The following is a 25,082-nucleotide window of genomic DNA, read 5'->3' as shown; positions in this document are numbered from 1 at the left end:
TCTGCTGGAGATCCCAAGCATGAACCTGCTGCAGCGTCTGTCGCCCCTGACCTTCGCCCTCGGTGCCCTGGCACTGGCCGGCGCGGCCCATGCCGCCGAAACCATCAAGATCGGCATCCCTCAACCCATGACAGGGCCCAATACGCAGTACGGCACCCAGATCCAGGCCGGTGCGCTGACTGCCATCGAAACCCTGAACGCGCGCGGCGGGGTCAGGGGCAAGCAGCTCGAACCCATCCTGATCGACGACGGCTGCGAGCCCAAGCAGGCCGTGCCGGCCGCCAACCGGGTGGTCAACTCCGGCGCCAAGTTCGCCGTGGCGCACGCCTGCTCGGGCGTGACCGTGCCGGCCGTGAACGTCTACGAATCCGAAGGCATCGTGGCCATCACGCCGGGGGCCACCTCGCCGCTGGTGACCGACACGACCAAGCCGCACTTCTTCTTCCGCACCATCGGCCGCGACGACCAGCAGGGGCCCTTTGCCGCCGGCTACATCGCCAAGACGCTCAAGCCCGGCAAAGTGGCCATCCTGCACGACAAGCAGACCTACGGCTCGGGCGTGGCCACCCAGGTGCGCGACTCGCTCAGGAACGAAGGCGTGGACGTGGCCATCTTCGAGGGCATCAACGTCGGCGACAGCGACTACTCGGCGGTGATCACCAAGCTCAAGTCCGCCGGCGTGGACCTGGTGTATTTCGGCGGCTACCACCCCGAGCTGGGCCTGCTGCTGCGCCAGTCGCGCGAGCAGGGACTGGACGTGCAATACATGGGCCCGGAAGGCACGGCCAACCAGGACCTGGTGGCCATCGCCGGCCCGGCCATCGATGGGCTGCTGGTCACGCTGCCGGCCGACTTCACCAAGCTGCCCGGCAACGAAGGCATCGTCAAGGCCTTTCGCGACGCCAAGCGCGATCCGGACGGCGCCTTCCAGATGCCGGCCTACGCGGCCGTGCAACTGATCGCCGCGGGCATCGAGGCCGTCGGCGAGGATCCCGAGAAGGTGGCCGACTACCTGCACGCCAACAGCTTCGACACGGCCATCGGCAAGGTAGAATTCGACGCCAAGGGTGACCTGAAGGACTTCGAGTTCGCTGTCTACAAGTGGGACAAGGCGGGCAACAAGACCCAGCTGTAACCTGTCTCGCGGCCCGTGCAGCGCACGGGCCGTCCCCGAATTTCCCTGGTTTCCGGCTCCGGAAAATAGCCACCCATGCCGCCCCGCGGGCAGGCGCCGCCAGGCTGCCGCCGCGGCATGCCGGCCATCCCGCAAGGGATCGCGCCCGGCTCGGCGGCGCCGGCGGCAAGCCATCCTGGAGCCGGTTCCATTTGGAGCCCGGCCCATGTCCGACCTCATCCCCCAGTTGACCCAGCAGCTGTTCAACGGCCTGTCGCTGGGCGCCATCTATGCGCTGATCGCCATCGGCTACACCATGGTGTACGGCATCATCGGCATGATCAACTTCGCCCACGGCGAGATCTACATGATCGGCGCCTACGTCGGCCTGGTCACGCTGACGGCCATCGGCACGCAAAGCGGCCTGCCGCTGCCGCTGGTCATCGCCGCGATGATCGTGGTGGCCATGGCCGTGACCGGCGCCTACGGCTTTTCCGTCGAGCGCGTGGCCTACCGCCCGGTACGCAACAGCCCGCGGCTGGTGGCGCTGATCTCGGCCATCGGCATGTCCATCTTCCTGCAGAACTGGGTCGCGCTGGGGCAGGGCGCGCGCGACATGGCCGTGCCCTCGCTGATCTCCGGCGCCATGCAGTTCGACATGGGCACGGACTTCCATGTCACGGTGCCGTACTCGCGCGTGCTCATCATCGTGGTGACGGTGGCGCTGATGATCGCGCTCACGCTGTTCATCAAGTATTCGCGCATGGGCCGGGCCTCGCGGGCCTGCTCGCAGGACATGCGCATGGCCAACCTGCTTGGCATCGACACCAACCGCGTCATCTCCTTCACCTTCGTGCTGGGCGCGGTCATGGCGGCCGTGGGCGGGGTGCTGATCGCCATCACCATCGGCAAGCTCAACCCCTTCATCGGCTTTATCGCCGGCATCAAGGCCTTTACCGCGGCGGTGCTGGGCGGCATCGGCAGCATCCCCGGCGCCATGCTCGGCGGCGTGCTGCTGGGCCTGGCCGAGACCTTCGCGGCGGCCTACATCTCCTCGCAGTACAAGGACATCGTGGCCTTCAGCCTGCTGGTGCTGATCCTGCTGTTTCGCCCCACCGGCCTGCTGGGCAAACCCGAAGTCGAGAAGGTCTGAGTCCCATGATGGCCAATACTGTCAAGAACGCATTCATCGCCGCGGTGCTGACCGGCGTGCTGGTCGCGCCCATCTTCGGCCTGCAATTGCTGCGCGTGGGCGCCATGACCGAGCTGCAGCCGCGCTGGGACATGATCGGCCTGGCCTGCGCCGTGGTCTTCGTGTTCCAGCTGGTGCGCCCCTGGCTGGCGCGCGGCCTGTCGGCCGTGCGGCTGCCGACCCTGCCGGCCTCGCCCACGCGCGGGCGCAAGCCGCTGATGATCCTGCTGCTGCTCGGGCTGGTGATCTGGCCCTTCTTCAGCGGCCGCAGCAACGTGGACATCGCCACGCTGGTGCTGATCTACGTCATGCTGGGGCTGGGGCTGAACATCGTGGTGGGCTTTGCCGGCCTGCTGGACCTGGGCTTCGTGGGCTTTTACGCAGTGGGCGCCTATACCTACGCGCTGCTGTATCACTGGGCCGACTGGAGCTTCTGGCAGGCCCTGCCGCTGTCCGGCGCCATGGCCGCGCTGTTCGGCTTCCTGCTGGGCTTTCCGGTGCTGCGCCTGCGCGGCGACTACCTGGCCATCGTGACGCTGGGCTTTGGCGAGATCATCCGCCTGCTGCTGATCAACCTGAACCAATGGACCGGCGGCCCGGACGGCATCTCGGGCATCCCCAAGCCCACCGTGCTGGGCCTGGAAATGGCGCGCCGGCCCAGCGAGCCGGGCGGCACCACCTTCCACGACATGCTGGGGCTGACCTTCAGCAACCAGCACATGGTCATCTACCTGTACCTGATGGCGCTGCTGCTGGCGCTGATCACGCTGTTCGTGTCCACGCGCCTGATCCGCATGCCGGTGGGCCGCGCCTGGGAGGCGCTGCGCGAGGACGAGATCGCCTGCCGCTCGCTGGGCCTGAATCCCACCCGCATCAAGCTCTCGGCGTTCACGCTGGGCGCCATGTTCGCCGGCTTCGGCGGCGCGTTCTTCGCGGCGCGCCAGGGGCTGGTCAATCCCGAATCCTTCACCTTCATCGAATCGGCGCTGATCCTGGCCATCGTGGTGCTGGGCGGCATGGGCTCGCAGGTGGGCGTGATCCTGGCGGCCATCGTGCTGACGGTGCTGCCCGAGCTGGCGCGCGAATTCGCCGAATACCGCATGCTGCTGTTCGGCCTGGTGATGGTGTTGATGATGATGTGGAGACCGCAAGGCCTGCTGCCGATGAAACGTCCCCATGTGGAGCTGCGCAAATGAGCGACACGCTGCTCGAGGTTTCCGCCCTGTCTATGCGCTTTGGCGGCCTGCTGGCCGTCGATGCGGTCGAGTTCGAGGTCAAGCGCGACGAGGTGTTCGCCATCATCGGCCCCAACGGGGCCGGCAAGACCACCGTGTTCAACTGCGTGGGCGGCTTCTACAAGCCCACCGCCGGACTGGTGCTGATGGATGGCAAGCCCATCCACGGCCTGCCCAGCCACAAGGTGGCCCGGCACGGGCTGGTGCGCACCTTCCAGAACGTGCGGCTGTTCAAGCAGCTGACCGTGCTGGAGAACCTGCTGGTGGCCCAGCACACCCAGGTCGAGAACCGCCTGCTGCCGGGCCTGCTCAAGCTCAAGTCCTATCGGCAGTCCGAGGCCGACGCGCTGGACCGCGCCGCGCAATGGCTCGATTTCATGGGCCTGCGCGAGTTCGCCAACCGCGAGGCCGGCAACCTGGCCTATGGACACCAGCGCCGCCTGGAGATCGCCCGCTGCATGATCACCAAGCCGCGCCTGCTGATGCTGGACGAGCCGGCCGCGGGCCTGAACCCCCAGGAAAAGCGCGACCTGCAGGCGCTGATCGACCGGCTGCGGCGCGAGTTCGGCGTGGCCGTGCTGCTGATCGAGCATGACATGAGCCTGGTCATGGGCATCTCCGACCGCATCCTGGTGATGGAGCACGGCAAGCCCATCGCCACCGGCACGCCCCAGGCCGTGCGCAACGACCCCCGTGTCATCAAGGCCTACCTGGGGGAGCAATGATGCTCAAGCTAGAAAACGTCAATACCCATTACGGCGCCATCCAGGCCCTGCACGACGTGTCGGTCCAGGTCAACGAAGGCGAGATCGTCACCCTGATCGGCGCCAACGGCGCGGGCAAGACCACGCTGCTGATGACCGTGTGCGGCACCCCGCGCGCCAGCAGCGGTCGCATCAGCTTCCTGGGCCAGGACATCACCGGCAAGCCCACCCACGAGATCATGCGCGGAGGCATCGCCATCTCGCCCGAGGGGCGGCGGGTGTTTCCCGACCTGACGGTCACCGAGAACCTGATGATGGGCGGCTTCTTCTCGGACAAGCACGCCATGCAGGCCGGGCTGGACCATGTCTACGGGCTGTTCCCGCGGCTCAAGGAGCGCGCGGGCCAGCGCGCCGGCACCATGTCCGGCGGCGAGCAGCAGATGCTGGCCATCGGCCGCGCGCTCATGACCCGGCCCAGGCTGCTGCTGCTGGACGAGCCCACGCTGGGCCTGGCTCCGCTGATCATCGCGCAGATCTTCGAGATCATCCGCACCATCCGCGCCGAGGGCGTGACGGTGTTCCTGGTCGAGCAGAACGCCAACAAGGCGCTGGGCGTGGCCGACCGCGGCTACGTGCTGGAGACGGGCAGGGTGGTGATGGCCGATACCGGCGCCAACCTGCTGGCCAACCCCGACGTGCGGCGCGCCTACCTGGGGGCGTAAGCGCCGTGTGCGCGGCAGGCGCGCGCCTGCCGCGCTTCAGTCCGCGTCCAGCTCGGGGTAGTGGCGGAAGATGCCGTTGCCAAAGGGCAGGCACCGTTCGCTGCCGAAGTAATCCTGCAAGGCGGGCAGCGCGGCGACCCGCTCGTGCAGGCGCATCAGCTTCGGATACTTGCCCGACAGGCGGGCCATGCGCTTGGGAAAGGCGTATTTCAGGCCCGCCACCAGCTGATAGAGCGACAGGTCGGCATAGGTCCAGTCCCCTTCGGTGAGCCAGCCGCTGTCGGGACGGATCACGCTTTCGAAATAGCCCAGGAACTTGGGCATGCGCGCGGCGCGGAAATCCTCGGCCCGCTTGGCCGCCTCCTTTTTCTGTTCCTCGTAGTACCGGCCCGCCGCGATGGGGTGGTGCACGTCGTGCGCCTCGGCCACCATGTCGGCGATGGTCAGCTGGACCTGGTGTATCCACAGCCTGCCGGCCAGGTCCGACGGCGCCAGGCCGTGCTTTTCACCCAGGAACAGCAGGATGTTGGCGGTCTGGCCGATGGTCATGCCGTCGGCCACCAGGTAGGGCGGCGCAAAGGGCGGGTCGGCCCGCTGGCGCTGGATGTCGTCCACCAGGTTGGCCGAATCGCCGCCGCTCTCGCGTGCGCGGTCCACATAGGGAATCTTGCCGGCCTCCAGCGCCAGCCTGACGAATTCGCCGCGTCCGGGAATGCCGTCCCAGTACCAAAAGTCGTATGCCATGCGCCTGCCCCCGCCTGAATGGAGTCGTCCCTGGCCTGTTTTAGCGCACCTTGCGCCCCGGCCGCTTTACCCGATGTATCCAAGGCGGGCCGCCCGTGCGGGGGCCGCCCGTCGCGCGCCTAGGCGGCCCGGGCATGGCAGGGCCGGACTGCCGTCCGGGAACCCCAGGGCCCGATTGCCGCTCCCATGGCTGCACAACAACCCTCGCAGGGAGTCACAAGCATGAACATTTCCACGCAATGGAAGCGCCGCGCCGGCGCCTATGCCGTCTGGGCGGCGCTGACCTGGACCGGCGCGGCGGCCCAGGCCCAGCAGGTGCAGGAGCTGGCCACCGGCCTGCAGCACCCCTGGGGCATGGCCTTCCTGCCCGACGGGCAGGGCATCCTCATCACCGAGCGCACCGGCGCGCTGCGGCTGTGGCAGGCCGACGGCAAGCTGTCCGGGCCGCTGGCCGGCACGCCGCAGGTGCTGGCCCGCTCGCAAGGCGGCCTGCTGGACGTGGCGCTGTCCCCGCAGTTCGCCCAGGACCGGCTGGTGTACCTGTCCTATGCCGAGGACGGCGACGGCGGCTCGGGCACCGCGGTGGGCCGGGGCCGGCTGGCCCAGGACAACAGCGGCCTGGAAGGCTTCGAGGTGATCTTTCGCCAGGAGCCCAAGCTTTCTTCGGGCCAGCACTACGGCTCGCGCCTGGCCTTCGACCGCGACGGCATGCTGTTCGTCACCCTGGGCGACAACAACCAGCGGCCCACCGCCCAGGACCTGGACAAGCTGCAGGGCAAGACCGTGCGCCTGAACCCGGACGGCAGCGTGCCCCAGGACAATCCTTTCGTGGGCAGGCAGGGCGCGCGGCCCGAGATCTGGTCCTATGGGCACCGCAATGCGCAGGGCATGGCCGTGCATCCCCAGACCGGCGCGATCTGGCAGAACGAGCACGGCGCGCAAGGCGGCGATGAGCTGAACATCGTGCAGGCCGGCAGGAACTACGGCTGGCCGCTGGCCACGCATGGCGTGAACTACGGCGGCGCGCCCATTCCCGAGGCCCGGGGCCAGGAAGTGGAAGGCACCGAGCCGCCGCACCACGTCTGGACCCCGTCGCCGGCCTTCAGCGGCATGGCGTTCTATACCAGCGAGCGCCATCCCCAATGGCAGGGCTCGCTGTTCATGGGCGCGCTCAGGGACCAGAGCCTGCTGCGCCTGACGCTGGACGGCGACAAGGTCGCCGGCGAGGAACGCCTGCTGCGCGATCGCGGCGAACGCATCCGCGACGTGCGGGTCTCGCCCGATGGCCAGGTCTATGTGCTGACGGATTCGCGCCAGGGCAAGCTGTTGCGGGTGAGCCCCTAGGGCGCGGGCGCGCGGGGGGCGCCTACCCCCTGCGCCGGCTTGCGCCGCGCCTTTTCAAGCCCTGGCGCATCGCGATGTACAAGCCGCTGCCCACGATCAGCGCCGCCCCGGTATACGCCCAGGCATCGGGCACCTCGTCCCAGAACAGCCAGCCGATCAGCGCCGCCCAGATCAGGCCGGTGTAGTCAAAGGGCGCCACCACCGAGGCCGGGGCGATGCGAAAGCCCTGGGTGATCAGGCCCAGGCCCAGCGTGCTGAACAGGGCGATGCCGGCAATGCCCAGCGCATGCTGGCTTTGCACCGGCTGCCAGAACCAGGGCTGGGCCGCGGCGCTGACCAGCACCTGGCCCAGCGCGATGTAGAACATGGTGGTCAGCATGCCTTCCTCGGGGCCGATGCGGCGCGCGCTGACCATCATCACCGCGTAGCCCACCGCGGTCGCCAAGGGCAGCAGGGCGGCGGGCTGGAAACCCGCCATGCCCGGCCGCACGACGATGAGCACCCCGACAAAGCCGATCAGCACCGCCGCCCAGGCCCGCGCATCGACCCGCTCGCCGAAGGCGATCACCGACAGCGCCGTGACGCACAGCGGCGCGGCGAAGGCGATGGCGGTGGTCTCGGCCAGCGGCAGCATGGTCAGGCCCAGGTAGAAACAGCTGGCCGAAGCCACGTTGACCGCCCCGCGCAGCAAGTGGGTGCCCAGATAGCGGGTGCGCAGGGCGCGCCTGCCGCCCCAGGCCAGCACCAGGACGGTGACCACGGGCAGCGCCAGCGCCCCGCGCATGAACAGCAGCTGGATCGGCGCGTAGAACTGGCCCAGCCACTTGGCCAGGCTGTCGCTCAGGGTCAGGAAGAAGATGCCGGCCATGATGCAGGCGATGCCTGCCGGGATGGCGGCTTCGCGCTGGGCGTCGGACAAGGGGGCGGGGCTGGGCATGGTGCAGGGTCGGGGCAGGCGGCAAGCCGCGGCGGGGAACCGGTCGCGGCCCGCGCGGGCCTGCTAGCCTACCAGAATCGCGCAACGCCCAGGCGGGGCGGCCAAAACCGCCCGGGCCGCAGGGGTATTGGGCCGGCGCAAGCCGGTAATATGGAATGCTTTGACGCTGCCATGAAGTAGGAGCAGTCCATGAACCCATCCATCGCCCTTCCCGAGACCGGCCTGGGCCTGTCGGACATCGTCGCCGACCTGCGCGAGGCGCGCCTGCAATGGCGCAGCCAGAGCGGCCGGGTCCGTTCCTCGGGCGAACGCGAGTTCCCCTCCGTCGAAGAAATCCGCGCTATCGTCGAGCTGCTGTGCGGGGCCTTGTTTCCCATGCGCCTGGGCCCGCCCGACCTGCGCGAGGAAAACGAAGACGCCTATGTGCAGCTGACCCTGTCCAACGCGCTGAACCGGCTGGCGCGCCAGCTGCGCCTGGAACTGGGCTACGGGGCGCGCGGCAATCCCGAAAGCAAGGCCGGCATCGCCGGACGCGCCCACGAGCTGGTGCGCCGCTTTGCCGCGTCCTTGCCGCGCGTGCGGCGCGTGCTGGACACGGATGTCATCGCCGCCTACCAGGGCGATCCGGCCGCGCGCAGCGTGGACGAGGTGCTGCTGTGCTATCCGGGCGTGATCGCCGTGATCCACCACAGGCTGGCCCACGAGCTGTACAAGCTGGGCGCACCGCTGGTGGCGCGCATCGTGGCCGAAATCGCACACGCCGACACCGGCATCGACATCCACCCGGGCGCCACCATCGGCCCCAGTTTCTTCATCGACCACGGCACCGGCGTGGTCATCGGCGAGACCACGGTCATCGGCGAGCGGGTCCGCCTGTACCAGGCCGTCACGCTGGGCGCCAAGCGGTTTCCGGCCAGCGAGAACGGCGAGCTCAAGAAGGGCCTGCCGCGCCATCCCATCCTGGAGGACGACGTGGTGGTCTACGCCGGCGCCACCATCCTGGGGCGCATCACGATCGGGCGCGCCTCGGTCATCGGCGGCAACGTGTGGCTGACGCATTCGGTACCGCCCTCGAGCAACGTCACCCAGGCCACCCTGGTCAACGATTGCCCGGGCTCGGCCGCGGGAGCGCCCGCCGCGGGTACGCCCGCCGCCGGGGCGCCGGCTAGCGCCAGGGGCTGAGCGGTGTCGCGCCGTCCGCCAGGGCGGGCGCCTGGCCGCGCGCATAGCGGGCGGGCGAGGCGCCCAGCAGGCGGCGGAACATCGCGCCGAAGGCGCCCGGGCTGTCGTAGCCCATGTCCAGCGCGATGGCCGTCACCGGCTGCCCGGCCGCCAGGCGGGGCAGGGCGCCCAGCACGCAGGCCCGCTGTCGCCAGGCCTGGAAACCCAGGCCCGTTTCCTTGCGAAACAGCCGCGCGAAGGTGCGCAGGCTGACGTTCAAGGCGCCTGCCCATTGCTCGGGCGTCTGGGCCAGCGTGGGCGCGGCCAGGAAATCCCGGCAGAGCCGGCGCAATCCCGCATGGGCCGGCAAGGGCAGGTGCAGCGGCAGGTCCGGCAAGCCGGCCAGCTCGGCCAGCAGCAAGGCCATCAGCAGGCCGTCGCGGCCGGCCTGGTCGTATTCGGCAGGCAGGTCCACGGCCGCCAGCAGCAGTTCGCGCACCAGCGGCGTGACGGCCACGACCCGGCAGCGCGGCGCCATCGCCGCGCAGGCCTGCGGCTCGATGTACAGGCTGCGGGTGCGCACGCCCAGCATGCGCACCGCATGCGCCGTGCCGGCCGGGATCCAGACCGCGCGCTGGGGCGGCACCGTCCAGCTGCCCTGGGCCGTATCGACCTGCATCAGTCCCGTGGCGCCGTACAGCAGTTGCGCGCGCCGATGGCTGTGCCAATCCAGCTGGTGGTCGGGCGGATAGTCGCGGGCGACCGCGACCACCGGCCGCGCCACCGCGTCGAAGACGGCTTCGCTGACGTTATGCATGGCGGACGGGCATGCGGCCCGGGCAAGATTGGCCGAAACGAATCATTGCTTGGCAGTATCGCGCAAGCAGGCCAGCAGCGCCAGGCCTACGCTGCAGCCCTGTCTGTTTTTCCTCAGGGCGGTTCCATCATGATGCTTTACCTGGTGCTCGCGGTCTTCGGCTGCCTGAGCGGCGTGACGGCGGTGTTGTTCGGCTTTGGCGGCGGCTTCATCGTCGTGCCGGTCCTGTACCGGTGCCTGAAGGCCTTCCACGAGACAGGCGCATCGCCAGCCGCCGGCTCGCCCGCCGCCGACTCCGCCATGCTGATCGCCGTGGCCACTTCCACCTGCGTGATGATCGTCAACGCCGCGGCGGCCACGCGGCGCCACCATGCCGCCGGCAACGTGCCCTGGGCGCACCTGTTCCCGCTGTTCTGGTATGTGGCCCTGGGCGCGGCGCTGGGCGCGCTGTCGGGCACCCAGGTGCCGGACCAGGTGCTGCGCTGGGCCTTCGCCGCCTACGTGGCGGCCACCCTGGCCGATTGCCTGCTGCGCCAGGGCTTCATGACGCTGCGCCCCGATGCGCCCGCGCCGCAGCCGTTGCGCCATCCGCAGCAGGCCGCCGCCGGTACCGTCATCGGCACGCTGGCCACCTTTCTCGGGGTGGGCGGCAGCGTCATGACCGTGCCCTTGCTGCGCCGTCGCGGCCTGCCGATGCGACAGGCCGTGGCCGCCGCCAATCCCCTGAGCCTGCCGGTGGCGGTGGTCGGCACGCTGGGCTATGCGGCGCTGGGCCAGCAGGCGGACGGGCTGGGCGCCTGGCACCTGGGCTACATCGACCTGGCCGCCTTCGCCGTGCTGTCGGCCAGCGCATGGCTGGGCGTGCGGCTGGGCGCGCCCTGGCTGGCGCGCATCAGCGACCGCCTGCATACGCGGGGCTACGTGGCGCTGCTGTTCGGGGTGCTGCTGGCCATGCTTTTCGAGTAGCGTGCCTCGTTCCCTGCGCTGGTGCGCGGTCCGGTGCACGGGCACCAGCGCGGTGCGGGCATCGGGCGCCGCCGGGCCCGGGCCAGGCCGCGCGCCTGGGCGCCAGGGAGGCGGCCGCATCTGGCACGGCACTTGCTTAGGAGAGGCCGAAGGCCGCGCAAGGCGCGCGGTCCAGGACAATGCGTGCAGTACCGGCAAAGGCGCCATGAACCCCAGCGGTTCGTGGCGCTTTTTTGTTTTGCCGCCGGGCCGCGCGCAGGCAAGCGGCGGCCGCTTCCGGCCGCGGGCTGCCGAGCAAGGAGTACCCATGAACGATGCAACCCTTGGCGCCGCGCGCACCCTCGTGGTCGTGGGCAACGGCATGGTCGGCCATCATTTCGTCGAGCAGATGCTGGCGCTGGGCGCCTTGCCGCGCTGGCGCATCCACGTCTACGGCGAAGAGCCGCAGCGGGCCTATGACCGGGTCCACCTGTCCGAATACTTCGCCGGACGCGACGCCGGCTCGCTGGCGCTGGGCGAGCCGGACCTGTACCGCCGCGACGGCCTGACGCTGCACCTGGGGCAGACGGTGCTGGGAATCGACCGCCAGCGCAAGCGCGTGCACACCGGCTCGGGCAGCCAACCCTACGACATGCTGGTGCTGGCGACCGGCTCCTATCCCTTCGTGCCGAACATCGAAGGGGCGCAGGGCAACGCCCGGCTGGTCTATCGCACCTTGCAGGACCTGGACCGCATCCGCGAGGCGGCCCGCGGCGCGCGGCGCGGCGTGGTGGTCGGCGGCGGATTGCTTGGCCTGGAGGCGGCCAACGCCCTCAAGTCGCTGGGCCTGCGGGCCGAGGTGGTCGAATTCGCGCCGCGGCTCATGCCGGTGCAGCTGGACGAACTGGGCGGCGAGGCGCTCAAGGCCCGCGTGCAGGCGCTGGGCGTGGGCGTGCACCTGTCGCGCAGCACCCAGTCGATCACCGCCGGGCAGGACTATCGCTACCGCATGAATTTCAGCGACGGCCAATACCTGGAGACGGACCTGGTGGTGTTCTCGGCCGGCATCCGCGCGCAGGACAGCCTGGCGCGCAGCGGCGGCCTGGCCATCGGCCCGCGCGGCGGCGTGCAGGTGGACGACGATTGCCGCAGCAGCGACCCGCACATCCACGCCATCGGCGAATGCGCCAGCTGGCAAGGCAGCTGCTTCGGCCTGGTGGCGCCCGGCTACCAGATGGCCCGGCGCGTGGCCGCGCTGCTGTGCGATGCGCCCGGCGAGCCGTTCACCGGCGCGGACCTGTCCACCAAGCTCAAGCTGCTGGGCGTGGACGTGGGCTCGATCGGCGATGCGCACGGCGCCACGCGCGGGGCGCGCAGCTACCGCTACATCGACGAGGCGGGCGCAAGCTACCGCAAGCTGGTGGTTTCCGAGGACGGCAAGCGGGTGCTGGGCGCCGTGCTGGTGGGCGACAACAGCTATTACGACACGCTGCTGCAATACGTGCAGAACGGCCTGGAGGCGCCGCGGGATCCGGCCTCGCTGATCCTGCCCGCGGCGGGCGCGGCCCCCAGGCTGGGCGTGCAGGCGCTGCCGGCCGGCGCCACCATCTGCTCGTGCCACAACGTCAGCAAGGCGGCCATCGCCCAGGCCATCGACGGCGGCTGTACGGACCTGGGCGCCGTCAAGGCCTGCACCAAGGCGGCCACCGGCTGCGGCGGCTGCGCGGCGCTGCTCAAGCAGGTGGTCGAGCATGCGCTGGCCGAGCGCGGCGTGGCGGTGGACAAAAGCCTGTGCGAACACTTCGCGCACACCCGGCGCGAGCTCTACGACATCGTGCGCGTGCAGGGCATCGAGGACTTCGGCACGCTGCTGGCGCGCCACGGACGCGGCACCGTGGGCTGCGACATCTGCAAGCCCACCGTGGCCTCCATCCTGGCCTCGTGCTGGGCGCGGCCCATCCAGGACCCGGCGCTGGTGCCGCTGCAGGACACCAACGACACCTTCATGGCCAACATGCAGAAGGACGGCACCTACTCGGTGGTGCCGCGCATCCCCGCCGGCGAAATCACGCCCGACGGCTTGCTGGCCATCGGGGCGGTGGCCAAGAAATACAAGCTTTACACCAAGATCACCGGCGGGCAGCGCATCGACCTGTTCGGCGCCCAGCTGCACGAGCTGCCGCTGATCTGGGGCGAGCTGATCGAGGCCGGCTTCGAGACGGGCCATGCCTATGGCAAGTCCACCCGCACGGTCAAGTCCTGCGTGGGCAGCACCTGGTGCCGCTACGGCGTGCAGGACAGCGTGCAGATGGCGCTGCGCCTGGAGCACCGCTACAAGGGCCTGCGCGCGCCGCACAAGCTCAAGTTCGCGGTCTCGGGCTGCACGCGCGAATGCGCCGAGGCGCAGAGCAAGGACGTGGGCGTGATCGCCACCGAGAAGGGCTGGAACCTGTACGTGTGCGGCAATGGCGGCATGCGCCCGCGCCATGCCGAACTGTTCGCCACCGACCTGGACGACGCCACGCTGCTGCGCTATATCGACCGCTTCCTGATGTTCTACATCCGCACGGCCGACAAGCTGCAGCGCACGGCCGCCTGGCGCGAATCGCTCGAAGGGGGGCTGGACTACCTCAGGCAGGTGGTCATCGAGGACAGCCTGGGCCTGGCCGCCGAACTGGAGGCGCAGATGCAGCAGGTGGTGGCGCGCTACGAATGCGAATGGGCCAACGCGCTGGCCGATCCCGAGAAACGCAAGCGGTTCCGCACCTTCGTGAACGACGGGCGAGGCGACCCGGATATCCGCATGGTGCCCGAGCGCGGGCAGCCCAGGCCGGCGGCACGCCCCGAGGCGGCCGTGGCCGAGGAGGCGCTGTGATGGCCCCCAACCATCCCGTCCAGGCCGGCTGGGTGCCGGTGTGCCGCCGCGCCGACCTGGTGGCGCATTCGGGCGTGGTGGCGCTGCTCGAAGGCGTACAGGTGGCGCTGTTCTACCTGCCGGAGGCGGCGCAAGCGGTCCATGCCATCGCCAACCGCGACCCGTTCTCGGGCGCCAACGTCATCGGCCGCGGCCTGCTCGGCCGGCTGGGCGGCGAGCTGGTGGTGGCTTCGCCCCTGTACAAGCAGCACTTCCGGCTGCGCGACGGCGTATGCCTGGAAGACCCGAACCAGCGGCTGGCGGTCTGGCCGGCGCGCCTGCATGAGGACACCGTCCTGCTGGGCCCGGTCCGCCCCACGGCGCAGGCCGGGATGGCCCGGGCCGAAACGGCCCAGGCCCGGAGCGCCGCGGCCGGCTAAGGAGGAAGCAGCGATGCATACACAGGTATGGCTGGTGGGCGCCGGCCCCGGCGACCCCGAGCTGCTCACGCTCAAGGCCGTGCGCGTGCTGTCGCAGGCGCAGGTGGTGCTGGTCGATGACCTGGTCGCCCCGCAGATCCTGGCGCATTGCGCGGCGGCGCGGGTGCTGCGGGTGGGCAAGCGCGGCGGCTGCCGCTCCACGCCGCAGGATTTCATCCAGCGGCTGATGCTGCGCTATGCGCGGCAGGGCTTGCGGGTGGTGCGCCTGAAGGGCGGCGACCCGTGCATCTTCGGGCGCGCCGGCGAAGAGTTGGCCTGGCTGCAAGCCCGCGGCGTGCGCTGCGAGATCGTCAATGGCGTGACGGCCGGCCTGGCGGGCGCCAGTTCGGTAGGCGTGCCCCTGACCCTGCGCGGCGTGGCCCGGGGCGTGACCTTGCTGACCGCGCATACCGAGGATGGCAGCGAGCCGCCCTGGCAGGCGCTGGCGCGCAGCGGCACCACGCTGGTAGTCTACATGGGGGTGGCCACGCTGGCCGCCACGCGCCAGGGCCTGCTGGCCGGCGGCATGGACCCGGCCACGCCGGTGGCCATGATCGAATCGGCCAGCCTGCCGGCACAGCGGCATTGCCGCTCGACGCTGGCCCGGCTGGAGACGGACGCCGCATGTTTCGCGCTGCGCAGCCCGGCCGTGCTGGTGATCGGGCAGGTCGCGGCGCAGGCACAGCCCGCGGCCCTGGACCCGCACATCCGGCAGGCGGTGGCCATGGGGCAGAACTGAACAAGGAAGCATCATGACCGAAGCCGCCATGCCAGCCGCCTTGCGCCTGCTGCTCGCGGCCCGGCGCAAGGAACTGCAGGACCTGCGCGACCTGCTGCCCACCTGCGAGCTGGTCGCCCGCCTGGCCCAGGCCATCCATGCCCTGCAAAAGGAACGCGGCTATTCCAACCTGCACCTGCAAGGCCTGGCCGAGTCCGAGCGCGCCGGCCCCTTGCCGCTGGACGAGCGCCACGCGCAATCGGACGCCTTCCTGGCGCGCGCGCTGCAGGCGCTGGCCCGGCTCGAAAGCGGGGCGGGCGGGCGCAGCGCCAGCGCGCGGCTGCTGAACCGCGCCGCCCACCTGTGCTATCTGCTGGAGGACCTGCCGCGCCTGCGCCGGCGCGTGCGCGAGCACGGCATCGACACGCAGCAGTCGGTGCACGCCTATACCCGGCTGATCGGCGCCATGCTCACGCTGGTCTTCGAGGCGGCCGACAGCGGGCTGGACCCGGGCATCACGCAGGCCCTGGCCGCGCTGTTGAACTTCATGCAGGGCAAGGAGCTATGCGGGCAAGAGCGCGCCGAAGGGGTCCTGGGCTTTGCCGCCGGCTACTTCGATGCGGACCGCAAGGCCCGCATGCAGCAGCTGGCGGCGGCCCAGGCGCGCTGCTTCGAGGTGTTCTGCCAGTACGCCGATTCCCAGGCGGCGGGGCGCTGGCGCGCCGCGCAGGCGCAGGCCGGCGATATGCAGCGGCTGCGGCGGATGATTCCCCGCACGTCCGCCGCCCAGCCCACCGACCCGGCCCTGGCGCAAGTCTGGTTCGATGTCCTGAGCGCGCACATCGACGCGCTGCACGGCATCGAGGCGGGCATGGCCGCGGCGCTGCCGGGCCTGTGCGAGCAGCGGCTGGCGCAGGCCCAGGCCGACCTGGACGATCACCGCAGGCTGCTGGCGCGCTGCGCCCAGGAAAGCGCCGAGCATGGCGCGCCGCTGCTGTTCGGCATCCAGGGCAGCACCCTGGATGCCACCAGCGACGACGCGGCCCCCGGCCCGCGGATCGGCCGCTCGCTGCTGGACCTGCTGCAGGCGCAGACGCTGCGCCTGCAGCAGCTCGATGCCGAACTGGCCCGCGCGCGCAGCAGCCTGGACGAGCGCCGGCGCCTGGAGCGGGCCAGGCGCATCCTGATGCAGCGCCACGGCATGGACGAGCAGGGCGCGCACGAGGCCCTGCAAAAGGCTGCGATGGACAGCGGCCTGCGGCTGGAAGAAGTGGTGGCCCGGCTGCTGCGCGAGCAGCCCGGCGCGCCGCAGGCCGGCTAGGGCCGGCCGCGCCTAAGGCGCCAGGGCCTGCTGCAGCGCCTGGGCGTTCTGCCGCAATTCGCCCAGCGGGTCGCTGCCTTCGGTGTGCAGCAGCACCGGCTTGGCGCCGCCGGCCTCGATGGCCTGGCGCAGGGCCGGATCCGCTTCGCGATGCATGAGCACGGCCGCCGCGCCGCTGTCCCGGATGGCGGCGGTCAGCGCCTGCAGGCGCTCGGGCGTCCAGTCGGCGTCGTCGCGCGCCATCGTCTCGACCAGGTCCAGGTTGAACGACGAGACCAGGTAGGGCAGGCGCTCGGAAAGGCTGATGACCGATACGTTTTCGGCCCGGGCCAATGCGGCCTGGCTGCTGGCGTTGATCTCGACCAGCTGGCGCTTGATGCGGGCAAGGTTGCCGTCGATGGCCGCCTGTTCCTGCGGCGCCAGGCGTCCGAGGTCGGCGGCGATGATGTCGGCCATCCGCCCCAGGTTGGCCGTGCCCAGCCAGGGGTAGGCGGCGAACTGGCTGCCGGCGCGCTCGCCGGGCTGCAGCGCGATGCCGCTCAAGGCGCCGTCCAGGGGAAGCGCGGCGTCGATCTCGACCAGCCGGATGTTGCTGCGCCGGGCCATGGGGTAGAGCGGATCGTCGGGCCAGACCGAACGCATGGCGACCACGGCATGGGCCTTGCCGGCGGCCGTTTGCAGCGCCTTGCCGCCGCGGCCCATGAAATACGACGCATGGCGCGTGGCGGGAAGATTGGCCGGCGCGGCCCGCTCGACCCGTATGCCGGTGCCCTGCGCCAGCGTTTCGGTCAGCGCCGCCAGCACCGGATGCGCGACCAGCACCACGGTGGCGGACTGGCCGTCCTGCGCCGCGGCGGCGGCCGGCGCGCCGGCCGCGCCCTGGGCCTGGGCCGGCGCGGCCAGGGCGACGGCGCCCAGCAGCAAGGTGAAGGCAAGCGCGGCCTTGCGCGGTGAGGTCTTCATGCAACGTTTCCTTTGAGTCCGGGCGCGACGCTGCGCGCCAAGGCGGCCAGGCCGAACAGCAGGCCCGCCACCAGGATGATGGCCGCGCCCGAGGGCACGGGCAGTTCCAGCTCGATGGGCAGCATGATGCCGGCCAGGGTGCTGACCGTGGCGATCAGCACCGACAGGCAGAAAAAGCCCTTGAGCGACTGGCTGAGCAACCGGGCGGCGGCGGCCGGGATCACCAGCAGGGCGCCCACCAGGATGGCGCCGATCACCTTGACCGACGCCACCGTCACCAGCGTGACCAGCCCCACGAACAGATAGTCCATGGCCTTGACCGGCACGCCGCGCACGGCGGCCAGCTGGGGGTTGAAGCTGGCCAGCATCAGGCGGTTGTAGTTGGGCAGGGCCAGCGCGCAGGTCAGCAGCGCCACGCAGGCCAGCACCGCCAGGTCCTTGGCGTTGACGGTCAGCACCGAGCCGAACAGCACGTTCTCCAGGATGTGGATGTTGATGCGCCCGGCCAGCACCAGCAGCAGGCTCGCGCCCAGGGCCAGCGACACCGACAGGAACACGCCGATCAGCGTATCGGGCGACAGGCCGGTGCGGTTGCGCAGGTAGTTCAGCACGATGCCGAACAGCAGGCAGTAGCTGAACAGGCTGCCGTAGGGGCCGGTGTAGGGCTCGCCCAGCAGGATGCCGATGGCCACGCCGGTCAGTGCCGCATGGCCGACCGCCTCGGAAAAGAAAGCATAGCGCTTGACCACCACCAGCGTGCCCAGCCCGCCCAGGATGGGGCCGATGATGAGCCCGGCCATCAGGGCATTGACCACGAAGCCGTAGGCCAACGCGCCGGGCAGCCAGCCTTGCGCGGCCCAGTCCTGGATCGCCATGCGGGCGGTGTCGAACCAGCCGGTCATGCTGCGCTCCCGGAAAGCGCGGCGGGCTGGCCGCCGGCGCCTGCCGCCTGGCCGCCCTGCGCGCCGGCATGGGAGAACAGTTCAAGCAGGCGTTCGCCGCTGAGCACCTCGGCGGGCGCGCCATCGCATAGCACCTGCCGGTTCAGGCCGGTGACGCGGTCGGCCAGGCGGCGCACCGCCTGCAGGTCGTGTTCGACCCACAGCACCGTCACGCCGCGCGCCCGCCAGCGGGCCAGCAAGGCTTCGAATACGCGCGCGCCGGCCTCGTCCAGCGCCGCCATGGGCTCGTCCAGCACGACCAGGTCGGGCTCGGGAACCAGGCCCTGCGCCAGCAGCACACGCTGGCGCTCGCCACCCGAGAGCGCGCCCATGCGCCGGCCGCGCTTGTCCAGCATGCCGACCGCGGCCAGGGCCTGCCCGATGGCCGGCCCCTGGCTGCGCGACAGGCCCAGGAAGGCCGGCCGCAGCTGGCACATGGCCGCCATGAAATCGTCCACGGTCATGGGCAGGCCGCGGTCGAACTCCAGGGCCTGGGGCACGTAGCCGATGATGCCAGGCTGCTTGCCGGGCCAGTCCAGGGTCAGCGTGCCGCGGTGCGGCGTCTGTCCCAGCAAGGTCTTGACCAGCGAACTCTTGCCCGCGCCGTTGGGGCCGATCAGCGCATGCACCGTGCCGGCCTGGACCCGCAAGTTCACCTGGCGCAGGATATCGGTGCGGCCCAGGGTGAGCGAGACGGCATCGAAGCGCAAGGACGGGCCGGCGATGGGCGCCGGGCTCACTGGCCGGCCTCCTGGATGGCCTGCACCACGGTGGCCAGGTTGCGGGCCATTTCCTCCTCGAACTGCCCGGCGCTGTATGGGCCGTAGGAGATGTGCGAGAGCGAGTAGAGCTTGACGCCGGTCTCGCGCTGGATGGTATCGACATAGGCCGAGGGGAAGTTCAGCTCCGAGAAGATCACCTTGACGTCGAGCTGGCGCAGCTGGTCGATGGTGGTCTTGAGCTGCGCGGGGCTGGGCTCGATGCCGTGCGCCGGTTCGACCACCGCCGTGACTTCCAGGCCGAACTCGCGCAGCAGGTAATCGTAGGCGCCGTGGATGGTCGCCACGCGGAAATCGGCGCCGGGGGCATGCGCCAGCCGTCCCAGCGCGTCGGCCCGCAGCTTGCGCAGGCGCTGGCCGTAGGCGCGGGCGTTGGCGGTATAGGCCTGGGCATTGGCCGGATCCAGCTTGCCCAGCTCGCGGGCAATGGTATTGACCTGGGCGATCGAGGCGGTGATCGACAGGAAGGTGTGCGGATTGACCACCTTGCCGCTATCGCCGCCGCCGCGCGCCGCCGCGCCGGTGGCCGCCAGCAGCGGCACCTGCGCGTTGGCCTCGATGACGGGCACCTCGGGATTCTCGCTGGCCGCGATCATCCGGTCGGCGAAATCGTCATGGCCGATGCCGTTCAGCACGACCACGTCCAGCGCGCCGATGCGCTTGATGTCCTCGGCGCGCGGCTCGTAGGCGTGGGGATTGAACCCCACCGGGATGAGGGGCACGACGTCGGCCCGATCACCCACGATATTGGCCACGTAGCTGTAGTAAGGGTGCAGCGTCACCCCCACCTTCAGGCGCGCGGCCTGGACGGGCAGGGCGGCCAGGGCAAGCGCGCCGGCCAGCAGGGCGGCGGCCGCGCGCAGCAGGCGGCGGCGTGAAGGCGGGCTGGACAAGGACATCAAGGACATGGGTTTCCTGCAAGAAAGGAGAAAGGAGGGGCAGGGCGGGCGCGCCGGCGGCCCACGGGGGCGCGGCCGGCGCCGGCGCGGCGCTAGCGGCGGTGCTCCCGGGTGACGCCCGCATCGAACTGCGCGATCACCTGCTGCCAGCCCTGCCGGGCCAGCGGCCCGGCCCCGGCCGCGGCGGGCAGGGCGGCCTGCCCGTCGCGCCGCAGCCAGATCTCGGGCTCGGCCGCCTGGCCGTGCCCGTCATGGCCGTGGCCATGGGCGGGCGGCGCCGGCGCAAGCAGCAGGAAGCTGCCCGCCACGGCGGCATCGCCGGTTCTGCCCAGGTAGGCATGGCGGTCCTGCACCATGCCGTCGGACCAGACATGGCCGCCGCGCGCCGCGCTGCTGGGATCCTGCGCAAAGGGCGGCAGGCCTTCCTCGGCCAGCGCCGCGGCGTCCGGCAGCGGCAGGCCGGCCTGCACGGCGTAGGCCAGTTCGTCGTGCACCACGCGCAGGTCGGCATAGATGCCTTGCTCGGCCGGGGTCAGGTCGCGCCGCGCGTCAAGCTGGCCGGCCGCCAGCGCCTGCGCGGCCTGCGGCGCCGGGGCCAGCCCGATATAGGCGCCCGCCCCGGCAAGGATGAGGGCGCAGGCAGCCAGCACCGCCAGCGTTTCATGGCCGGCGCCAGCCGGCCGCACCACCTGTTGCGCCATTTATTGGATGTCCGCGTGGTCGATCTCGACGACGTGGCCCGGGCCCGCGTCGAACAGCACGTAGAACTCGCCTTCGGGACGCTTGAAGGTGATGGAGGAGCGTTCGTCCAGCTTGCCCGGGACCAGGATCTGCTCGTCGTAGGAGATCACGTCCAGGGTCACGCCCGGCGCGCCGCTGCCGTCCGAGAAGCCGCCCGTGCACTGGACCTGGTCCGGCCCGGCGGACTTGCACTCGGCAACGGGGTTGTGGGCATGGGCGGCCGTGGCGCCCAGCACCAGGACGGCGGCCAGGGCGCGGCGGGCCGGGCCGGCAAAAAGGCGGGTAGGTTTCATCGTGCGGCTCCTTGTCGTTGCAGCCAGGTGACGGTATCGGGAGAGGCCTGGGCGATCGGCCAGGGCGTCTGGTGCACCGAGCCGTCCCAGCCTTCGGCGGTCAGCCACAGGTCGGCGTCGGTCGCGGTGCGTTCGGGTATGGGGATGGTCGCAAAAGCGCGGTGCGGCGAACCGAAGAAGATCGAGCCGGCCGCGCGCAGGCTGCGCGGCTTGCCCACGCGCAGGTACACGGCGCGCACCTCGTCCTGGCAACCCTGGCACAGCGCCATGGTGAAGGTCTTCATGTAGCCGGCCGGGTCGGGCTTGGGCGCGCCGGTTTCCCACTCGGCCAGCTGCAGCGGCCAGGGACCGACCTGCACCGTGCCGGCCGGGCGCTGGCCCAGCCCCATGGTGCCTCGGTTCAGCGCCACGTCCTGGAAATAGCGCGGCAGATACAGCAGCGGCAGCACCAGCAGCAGCGCGCTCAGGTGAAAGCGCCAGCGGTGCCACCAGCGCGAGAAGCCGCCGGCGGCCGGCGCAATAGCGGTGGCGGACTTGTTCATTCTGCGGCCTCGCGGGCGGGAGCGACCGGCGCGGCGGCCGGGCGCGGCGCACGCTGGCGCCGGGGGCTGACCGCCTTGGCGGTGGCCTGCGCGGTGCGCTTGGTCCAGATCAGCATGCCGCTGACCGACATCATGGTCAGCAGCAGGCCGAAGAAGAACCACACCAGCTTGAGCCAGAAGCCGCCGAAATCGCCCGTGTGCAAGGGCCGCATGGACTCGGTGAAGTACTCCAGCGCCGAGCGGTCCGACAGGCGGCGCACCGCCTCGGCCTTGCCGTTATAGGGATTGATCTGCGCCGACTGGAACATCAGCGGATAGCCGCCGCGCCCCATGACCGTGACCGGGTCGTAGGCGTTGCCGGAGAAGGCGATGCGCTGCGGCTCCATCGAGGGCAGCTCCTGGCGCGCGGCCGCCACGATCCGGTCCAGGTCCAGGCGCGGCACCGGCTGGCCGCGCGGCACGGTGGGGGCTTCTTCGCGCGCCACCACCGCGGGCACGCCCTGGGTGGAAATGGTGGTGTGGGTATCGAACAGGATGGCCTGCGCCAGGAACCACATGGCGCTCACGGAGATGAGCAGGATGAACCAGATCGACCACAGGCCCGCCAGGCGATGGAAATCGCCCCAGAAGATGCGCGCGCCCTGGTTCAGCCGCAGCCTGGGCTTGAAGAAAGCGCGCCAGAAGCGCTTGTAGACCACCAGCCCGGTGACCAGCGAGGCGAACATGGGTATGGACAAGGCGCTGACCAGGTACCAGCCCCAGCTAAAGCCGTTGGTAAAGGGGATCAGCAGCCAGCCGTGCAGCGCGCGCATGAACTGGCGCAGGTCGAAGTCCAGGCTCGGGCCCTGCACCACGCCGGTATAGGGGTTGACGTACAGCGAGGTGGTGCGCGCGCCCGGATAGCTGACCCGGGCGGTCAGGGCGAACTGGGACTCCTCGGGCCAGGACAGGGACTGGATGGCGGCCTCGGGCACCTGTTTCTGGATGCTGTCGTAAAGCGCCTGGTAGCCCATGCGCGGGGTCTGGGCATCGGGCGCGGATGCCCGCACGGCCGGATTGAGCAGCCAGACGATTTCCTGGCTGATCACGGCGATGGTGCCGGTCGCGCAGATGAAGCACACGAAGGCCCAGATGGGCAGCGCCAGCCAGCTGTGAACCAGGAACCAGAGCTTGGAGCGGGACGGTTTGGACATGCTTGAAATATGACGGGAACGGTATGGAAAGCTCGCCGCGCCCGATCCGGCGGCCGGAACCTGGCCGGGCCGCACAGGAAACGATGCAAACCCGTATTTTTGCAAATGGATCGCATTACAGCAACTGAATTGCTAATCGCTCGCATTTTCCTTTTGCCGCCGCGCACCGCCGGCCAGGCCCGGCGGCCGTGCCGGCCCGCCGTACAATAGGTCCAGGAGGAGCGCCAGATGTCGCCCGGACACGACAAGAAAGACAGGGTTTTCCAGGCCGTGCGCGCGGCTTGCCGCCCCGGGGGCGCGCCGCGCCGGGCAGGCGGGCGAAGCAGGGCGGCGATCGGCCTGGCCCTGGCGCTGGGCGCCGCGCCGCTGGCCCTGGCCCAGGCGCCCGCCTCGCCGGGCTCGGTGGCGCCGCAGGCGCTGCAGGCCGGCACCATGGCCGCGCGCCTGGCCGCCTGTACGGCCTGTCATGGCGAATCCGGCGCGGGCAGCGCCGACGGCTATTTCCCCCGCATCGCCGGCAAGCCGGCCGAGTATCTCTATAACCAGCTGGTCAATTTCCGCGACGGACGCCGCCAGTACCGGCCCATGCAGACCCTGCTGGCCAACCAGTCCGACGACTACCTGCACGCCATGGCGCAATGGTTCGCCGGCCAGCAGCCGGCCTATCCGGCCATGCGGGGCGCGCCGGCCGCCGCGGCCGCGCGGCGCGGCCAGACGCTGGCCTTGCACGGCGACGCGGCCCTGGGCGTGCCGGCCTGCACGGCCTGCCACGGCGCGACGCTCTCGGGCGTGCTGCCGGCCTCGCCGGGGCTGGTGGGGCTGCCGCACGACTACATCGCCGCGCAGTTCGGCGCCTGGCGGATCGGCAACCGGCGCGCCCACGCGCCGGACTGCATGGGCGAGATCGCGCGCCGCCTGGCCCCCGAGGACGTGGCGGCGGTGGCGGCCTGGCTGTCGTCGCAGCCGCCGGCGCAGGCCGGCCCGCCCGAGCCGGCCGTGCGCGCGCCGCTGCCCATGCGCTGCGGCAGCCAGCCCAACCCCGGCACGGCAGGTGCGCGATGAGAACCCTGATCCGAGCCCTGATGCTGCTGGCCGGCCTGGCGCTGCTGGCCCTGGCCGCGCTTTTCTGGCTGGGCGCCCGAGAACCGCGCGACACCGCCGCGCCCGGCCCCGCCACGGGCGCGCCCCCGGACACGCAGGCGCGCATCGAGCAGGGCCGCTACCTGGCCGCGCTGGGCAATTGCATGGCCTGCCACACCGCGCCGGGCGGCACGCCCTACGCGGGCGGGCGCGGCATCCCCACGCCCTTTGGCGAGTTTTTCGGGCCGAACCTCACACCCGACCCCGAGTACGGCATCGGCCAATGGAGCGCGGACGATTTCTGGCGCGCGCTGCGGCACGGCAAGCGGCCCGACGGCAGCCTGCTGTACCCGGCGTTTCCCTATACCAGCTACCGGCACGTCAGCCGCGAGGACGCCGACGCGCTGTACGCCTATCTGCAAAGCCTGCCCGCGGCCCGCCAGCCCAGCGCGGCGCACCGGCTGGCGTTTCCCTACGACCAGCGGCCGCTCATCGCCTTGTGGCGCGCGCTGTATTTCAACCCCTCGGCCGGCATGCCGCCGGGCGATGCGGCCCAGCAGGCCGACCCGCAATGGCTGCGCGGACGCTACCTGGTCCAGGGCCTGGCCCATTGCGCCGAATGCCACACGGCCCGCAACCGCCTGGGAGCGATGCACGAAGACGCGCGGCTGCAAGGCGGCATCATCCCGGCGCAGAACTGGTATGCGCCGCCCTTGACCGGCGACCTGGCAACCGGCCTGGGAAACTGGAGCGAACAGGACATCGCCGAGCTGCTGCGCAGCGGCATCTCGCGCCACGGCTTCGCCTCGGGGCCGATGGCCGAATCGGTGCACAATGGCCTGCAATACGCCAGCCCGGAAGATGCGCGGGCCATGGCGCGCTACCTGAAGTCCCTGCCGGCCGCCGGCCTGGACGCCAGGCCGCGCGGGCCCGCTCCGCTGGCCGGGGTGATGGAGCAGGGCGCCCGCCTGTACACGCAATACTGCGCCCAATGCCACCAGGACGACGGCCGGGGCGTGGCGCAGGCCTGGCCGCCGCTGGCCGGCAACCTGACGGTCACGGCGGCCGAGCCGGTCAACGCCATCCGGCTGGTGCTCTCCGGGGGCTTTGCGCCCTCGACCGCGCTGCAGCCCCAGCCGCACGGCATGCCGCCGTTCGCCCACGTGCTGACGGACGCGGACATCGCGGCGGTGGTGACCTACATCCGCAACAGCTGGGGCAACCAGGCCGGGGCGGTGACCTTGCCGCAGGTGCGCCGGGTCCGCAACGAACGTTGAAAAAGCGCGCATCGCGCGCTTTTGCATGGCATTGCAACAGCGGCGCGAGCAGCCGGGCGGGCGCCGGAAATATCGCTTTACCCTTGC

25 protein-coding genes are annotated in these 25,082 nt (G+C 70.8%); 14 read left to right on the top strand and 11 right to left on the bottom strand.

Annotated features, from left to right (window positions below):
• Positions 1-19 precede the first annotated feature (19 nt).
• From V8Z80_RS00315 to V8Z80_RS00295, 5 genes are all read left to right on the top strand, one after another.
• Entirely contained in the window at positions 20-1,135 is a 1,116-nt protein-coding gene (locus tag V8Z80_RS00315; RefSeq protein WP_336060649.1) for a high-affinity branched-chain amino acid ABC transporter substrate-binding protein, read from the top strand.
• Positions 1,136-1,340: 205 nt separating this feature from the next.
• Complete coding sequence (livH, locus tag V8Z80_RS00310; RefSeq protein WP_155193739.1) at positions 1,341-2,267, top strand: high-affinity branched-chain amino acid ABC transporter permease LivH; 927 nt, start codon at positions 1,341-1,343, stop codon at positions 2,265-2,267.
• A 5-nt stretch (positions 2,268-2,272) separates the two neighbouring features.
• Positions 2,273-3,502, top strand: a complete 1,230-nt coding sequence (locus V8Z80_RS00305) for a high-affinity branched-chain amino acid ABC transporter permease LivM (protein WP_155193737.1) — start codon at positions 2,273-2,275, stop codon at positions 3,500-3,502.
• Entirely contained in the window at positions 3,499-4,266 is a 768-nt protein-coding gene (livG, locus tag V8Z80_RS00300; RefSeq protein WP_155193735.1) for a high-affinity branched-chain amino acid ABC transporter ATP-binding protein LivG, read from the top strand. The genes V8Z80_RS00305 and livG overlap by 4 nt, the downstream gene beginning before the upstream one ends.
• Entirely contained in the window at positions 4,266-4,967 is a 702-nt protein-coding gene (locus tag V8Z80_RS00295; protein ID WP_336060827.1) for an ABC transporter ATP-binding protein, read from the top strand. The genes livG and V8Z80_RS00295 overlap by 1 nt, the downstream gene beginning before the upstream one ends.
• 36 nt (positions 4,968-5,003) lie before the next feature.
• On the opposite strand, the gene V8Z80_RS00290 is transcribed toward V8Z80_RS00295, so the two are convergent.
• The gene (locus tag V8Z80_RS00290; RefSeq protein ID WP_155193732.1) at positions 5,004-5,711 is read right to left on the bottom strand and encodes a glutathione S-transferase; all 708 of its coding nucleotides are present in this window, start codon (positions 5,709-5,711) and stop codon (positions 5,004-5,006) included.
• A gap of 222 nt (positions 5,712-5,933) precedes the next feature.
• On the opposite strand from V8Z80_RS00290, the gene V8Z80_RS00285 reads away from it, so the two are divergent.
• Entirely contained in the window at positions 5,934-7,055 is a 1,122-nt protein-coding gene (locus tag V8Z80_RS00285; RefSeq protein WP_336060648.1) for a PQQ-dependent sugar dehydrogenase, read from the top strand.
• 22 nt (positions 7,056-7,077) lie between these two features.
• Here the strand turns inward: V8Z80_RS00285 and V8Z80_RS00280 are convergent, their stop codons facing one another.
• Positions 7,078-7,992, bottom strand: a complete 915-nt coding sequence (locus V8Z80_RS00280) for a DMT family transporter (protein WP_336060647.1) — start codon at positions 7,990-7,992, stop codon at positions 7,078-7,080.
• A 189-nt stretch (positions 7,993-8,181) separates the two neighbouring features.
• Between V8Z80_RS00280 and epsC the strand changes: the two genes are divergently transcribed.
• Complete coding sequence (epsC, locus tag V8Z80_RS00275; protein ID WP_155193727.1) at positions 8,182-9,174, top strand: serine O-acetyltransferase EpsC; 993 nt, start codon at positions 8,182-8,184, stop codon at positions 9,172-9,174.
• Here the strand turns inward: epsC and V8Z80_RS00270 are convergent.
• Positions 9,158-9,970 carry an AraC family transcriptional regulator gene (locus V8Z80_RS00270; RefSeq protein ID WP_155193725.1) on the bottom strand — a complete coding sequence of 271 codons (813 nt, stop codon included), beginning with the start codon at positions 9,968-9,970 and terminating at the stop codon, positions 9,158-9,160. The two genes, epsC and V8Z80_RS00270, sit on opposite strands and share 17 nt — an antisense overlap.
• A gap of 132 nt (positions 9,971-10,102) precedes the next feature.
• Here V8Z80_RS00270 and V8Z80_RS00265 point away from each other — a divergent pair, with 132 nt between their 5' ends.
• The 5 genes from V8Z80_RS00265 to V8Z80_RS00245 all read left to right on the top strand — a co-directional run bounded on the left by V8Z80_RS00265 (position 10,103) and on the right by V8Z80_RS00245 (position 16,287).
• Entirely contained in the window at positions 10,103-10,936 is an 834-nt protein-coding gene (locus V8Z80_RS00265) for a sulfite exporter TauE/SafE family protein (RefSeq protein ID WP_155193796.1), read from the top strand.
• Between the two features lie 307 nt (positions 10,937-11,243).
• Positions 11,244-13,790 carry a nitrite reductase large subunit NirB gene (gene nirB, locus V8Z80_RS00260; protein WP_336060646.1) on the top strand — a complete coding sequence of 849 codons (2,547 nt, stop codon included), beginning with the start codon at positions 11,244-11,246 and terminating at the stop codon, positions 13,788-13,790.
• Positions 13,790-14,209 (top strand): nitrite reductase small subunit NirD, encoded by a 420-nt coding sequence (nirD, locus tag V8Z80_RS00255; protein WP_336060645.1) that lies wholly within the window; start codon positions 13,790-13,792, stop codon positions 14,207-14,209. Before nirB ends, nirD begins: the two co-directional genes overlap by 1 nt.
• Before the next feature lie 13 nt (positions 14,210-14,222).
• Positions 14,223-14,987 (top strand): uroporphyrinogen-III C-methyltransferase, encoded by a 765-nt coding sequence (gene cobA, locus V8Z80_RS00250; protein WP_155193721.1) that lies wholly within the window; start codon positions 14,223-14,225, stop codon positions 14,985-14,987.
• Positions 14,988-15,000: 13 nt separating this feature from the next.
• Positions 15,001-16,287 carry a nitrate regulatory protein gene (locus tag V8Z80_RS00245; protein WP_336060644.1) on the top strand — a complete coding sequence of 429 codons (1,287 nt, stop codon included), beginning with the start codon at positions 15,001-15,003 and terminating at the stop codon, positions 16,285-16,287.
• 12 nt (positions 16,288-16,299) lie between these two features.
• Here the strand turns inward: V8Z80_RS00245 and V8Z80_RS00240 are convergent, their stop codons facing one another.
• From V8Z80_RS00240 to V8Z80_RS00205, 8 genes are all read right to left on the bottom strand, one after another.
• Complete coding sequence (locus tag V8Z80_RS00240; RefSeq protein WP_155193717.1) at positions 16,300-17,250, bottom strand: metal ABC transporter solute-binding protein, Zn/Mn family; 951 nt, start codon at positions 17,248-17,250, stop codon at positions 16,300-16,302.
• Positions 17,247-18,152, bottom strand: a complete 906-nt coding sequence (locus V8Z80_RS00235) for a metal ABC transporter permease (RefSeq protein ID WP_336060643.1) — start codon at positions 18,150-18,152, stop codon at positions 17,247-17,249. The genes V8Z80_RS00240 and V8Z80_RS00235 overlap by 4 nt, the downstream gene beginning before the upstream one ends.
• Positions 18,149-18,931, bottom strand: a complete 783-nt coding sequence (locus tag V8Z80_RS00230) for a metal ABC transporter ATP-binding protein (RefSeq protein WP_336060641.1) — start codon at positions 18,929-18,931, stop codon at positions 18,149-18,151. Before V8Z80_RS00230 ends, V8Z80_RS00235 begins: the two co-directional genes overlap by 4 nt.
• A complete protein-coding gene (locus V8Z80_RS00225) occupies positions 18,928-19,878 on the bottom strand; it encodes a metal ABC transporter solute-binding protein, Zn/Mn family (protein ID WP_336060640.1) in 951 nt (316 codons plus the stop codon). The genes V8Z80_RS00230 and V8Z80_RS00225 overlap by 4 nt, the downstream gene beginning before the upstream one ends.
• An 83-nt stretch (positions 19,879-19,961) precedes the next feature.
• Positions 19,962-20,570, bottom strand: coding sequence for a DUF6162 family protein (locus V8Z80_RS00220; RefSeq protein WP_155193713.1), 609 nt, complete (start codon positions 20,568-20,570; stop codon positions 19,962-19,964).
• The gene (locus V8Z80_RS00215) at positions 20,571-20,903 is read right to left on the bottom strand and encodes a hypothetical protein (RefSeq protein WP_155193712.1); all 333 of its coding nucleotides are present in this window, start codon (positions 20,901-20,903) and stop codon (positions 20,571-20,573) included.
• Positions 20,900-21,445, bottom strand: a complete 546-nt coding sequence (locus V8Z80_RS00210; RefSeq protein ID WP_336060639.1) for a thiamine pyrophosphate-binding protein — start codon at positions 21,443-21,445, stop codon at positions 20,900-20,902. Before V8Z80_RS00210 ends, V8Z80_RS00215 begins: the two co-directional genes overlap by 4 nt.
• Entirely contained in the window at positions 21,442-22,638 is a 1,197-nt protein-coding gene (locus V8Z80_RS00205; RefSeq protein ID WP_155193708.1) for a PepSY-associated TM helix domain-containing protein, read from the bottom strand. The genes V8Z80_RS00210 and V8Z80_RS00205 overlap by 4 nt, the downstream gene beginning before the upstream one ends.
• Before the next feature lie 228 nt (positions 22,639-22,866).
• On the opposite strand from V8Z80_RS00205, the gene V8Z80_RS00200 reads away from it, so the two are divergent.
• Both V8Z80_RS00200 and V8Z80_RS00195 read left to right on the top strand, forming a co-directional pair.
• Positions 22,867-23,700 (top strand): c-type cytochrome, encoded by an 834-nt coding sequence (locus tag V8Z80_RS00200; protein WP_336060638.1) that lies wholly within the window; start codon positions 22,867-22,869, stop codon positions 23,698-23,700.
• On the top strand, positions 23,697-24,995 hold the full coding sequence (locus tag V8Z80_RS00195; RefSeq protein ID WP_155193704.1) for a c-type cytochrome: 1,299 nt from the start codon (positions 23,697-23,699) through the stop codon (positions 24,993-24,995). The genes V8Z80_RS00200 and V8Z80_RS00195 overlap by 4 nt, the downstream gene beginning before the upstream one ends.
• Positions 24,996-25,082 lie beyond the last annotated feature (87 nt).

Source organism: Orrella sp. JC864 (genome assembly GCF_037026685.1).
Taxonomy (GTDB): domain Bacteria; phylum Pseudomonadota; class Gammaproteobacteria; order Burkholderiales; family Burkholderiaceae_B; genus Orrella.
This window is presented reverse-complemented; position numbering and strand designations above follow the sequence as displayed.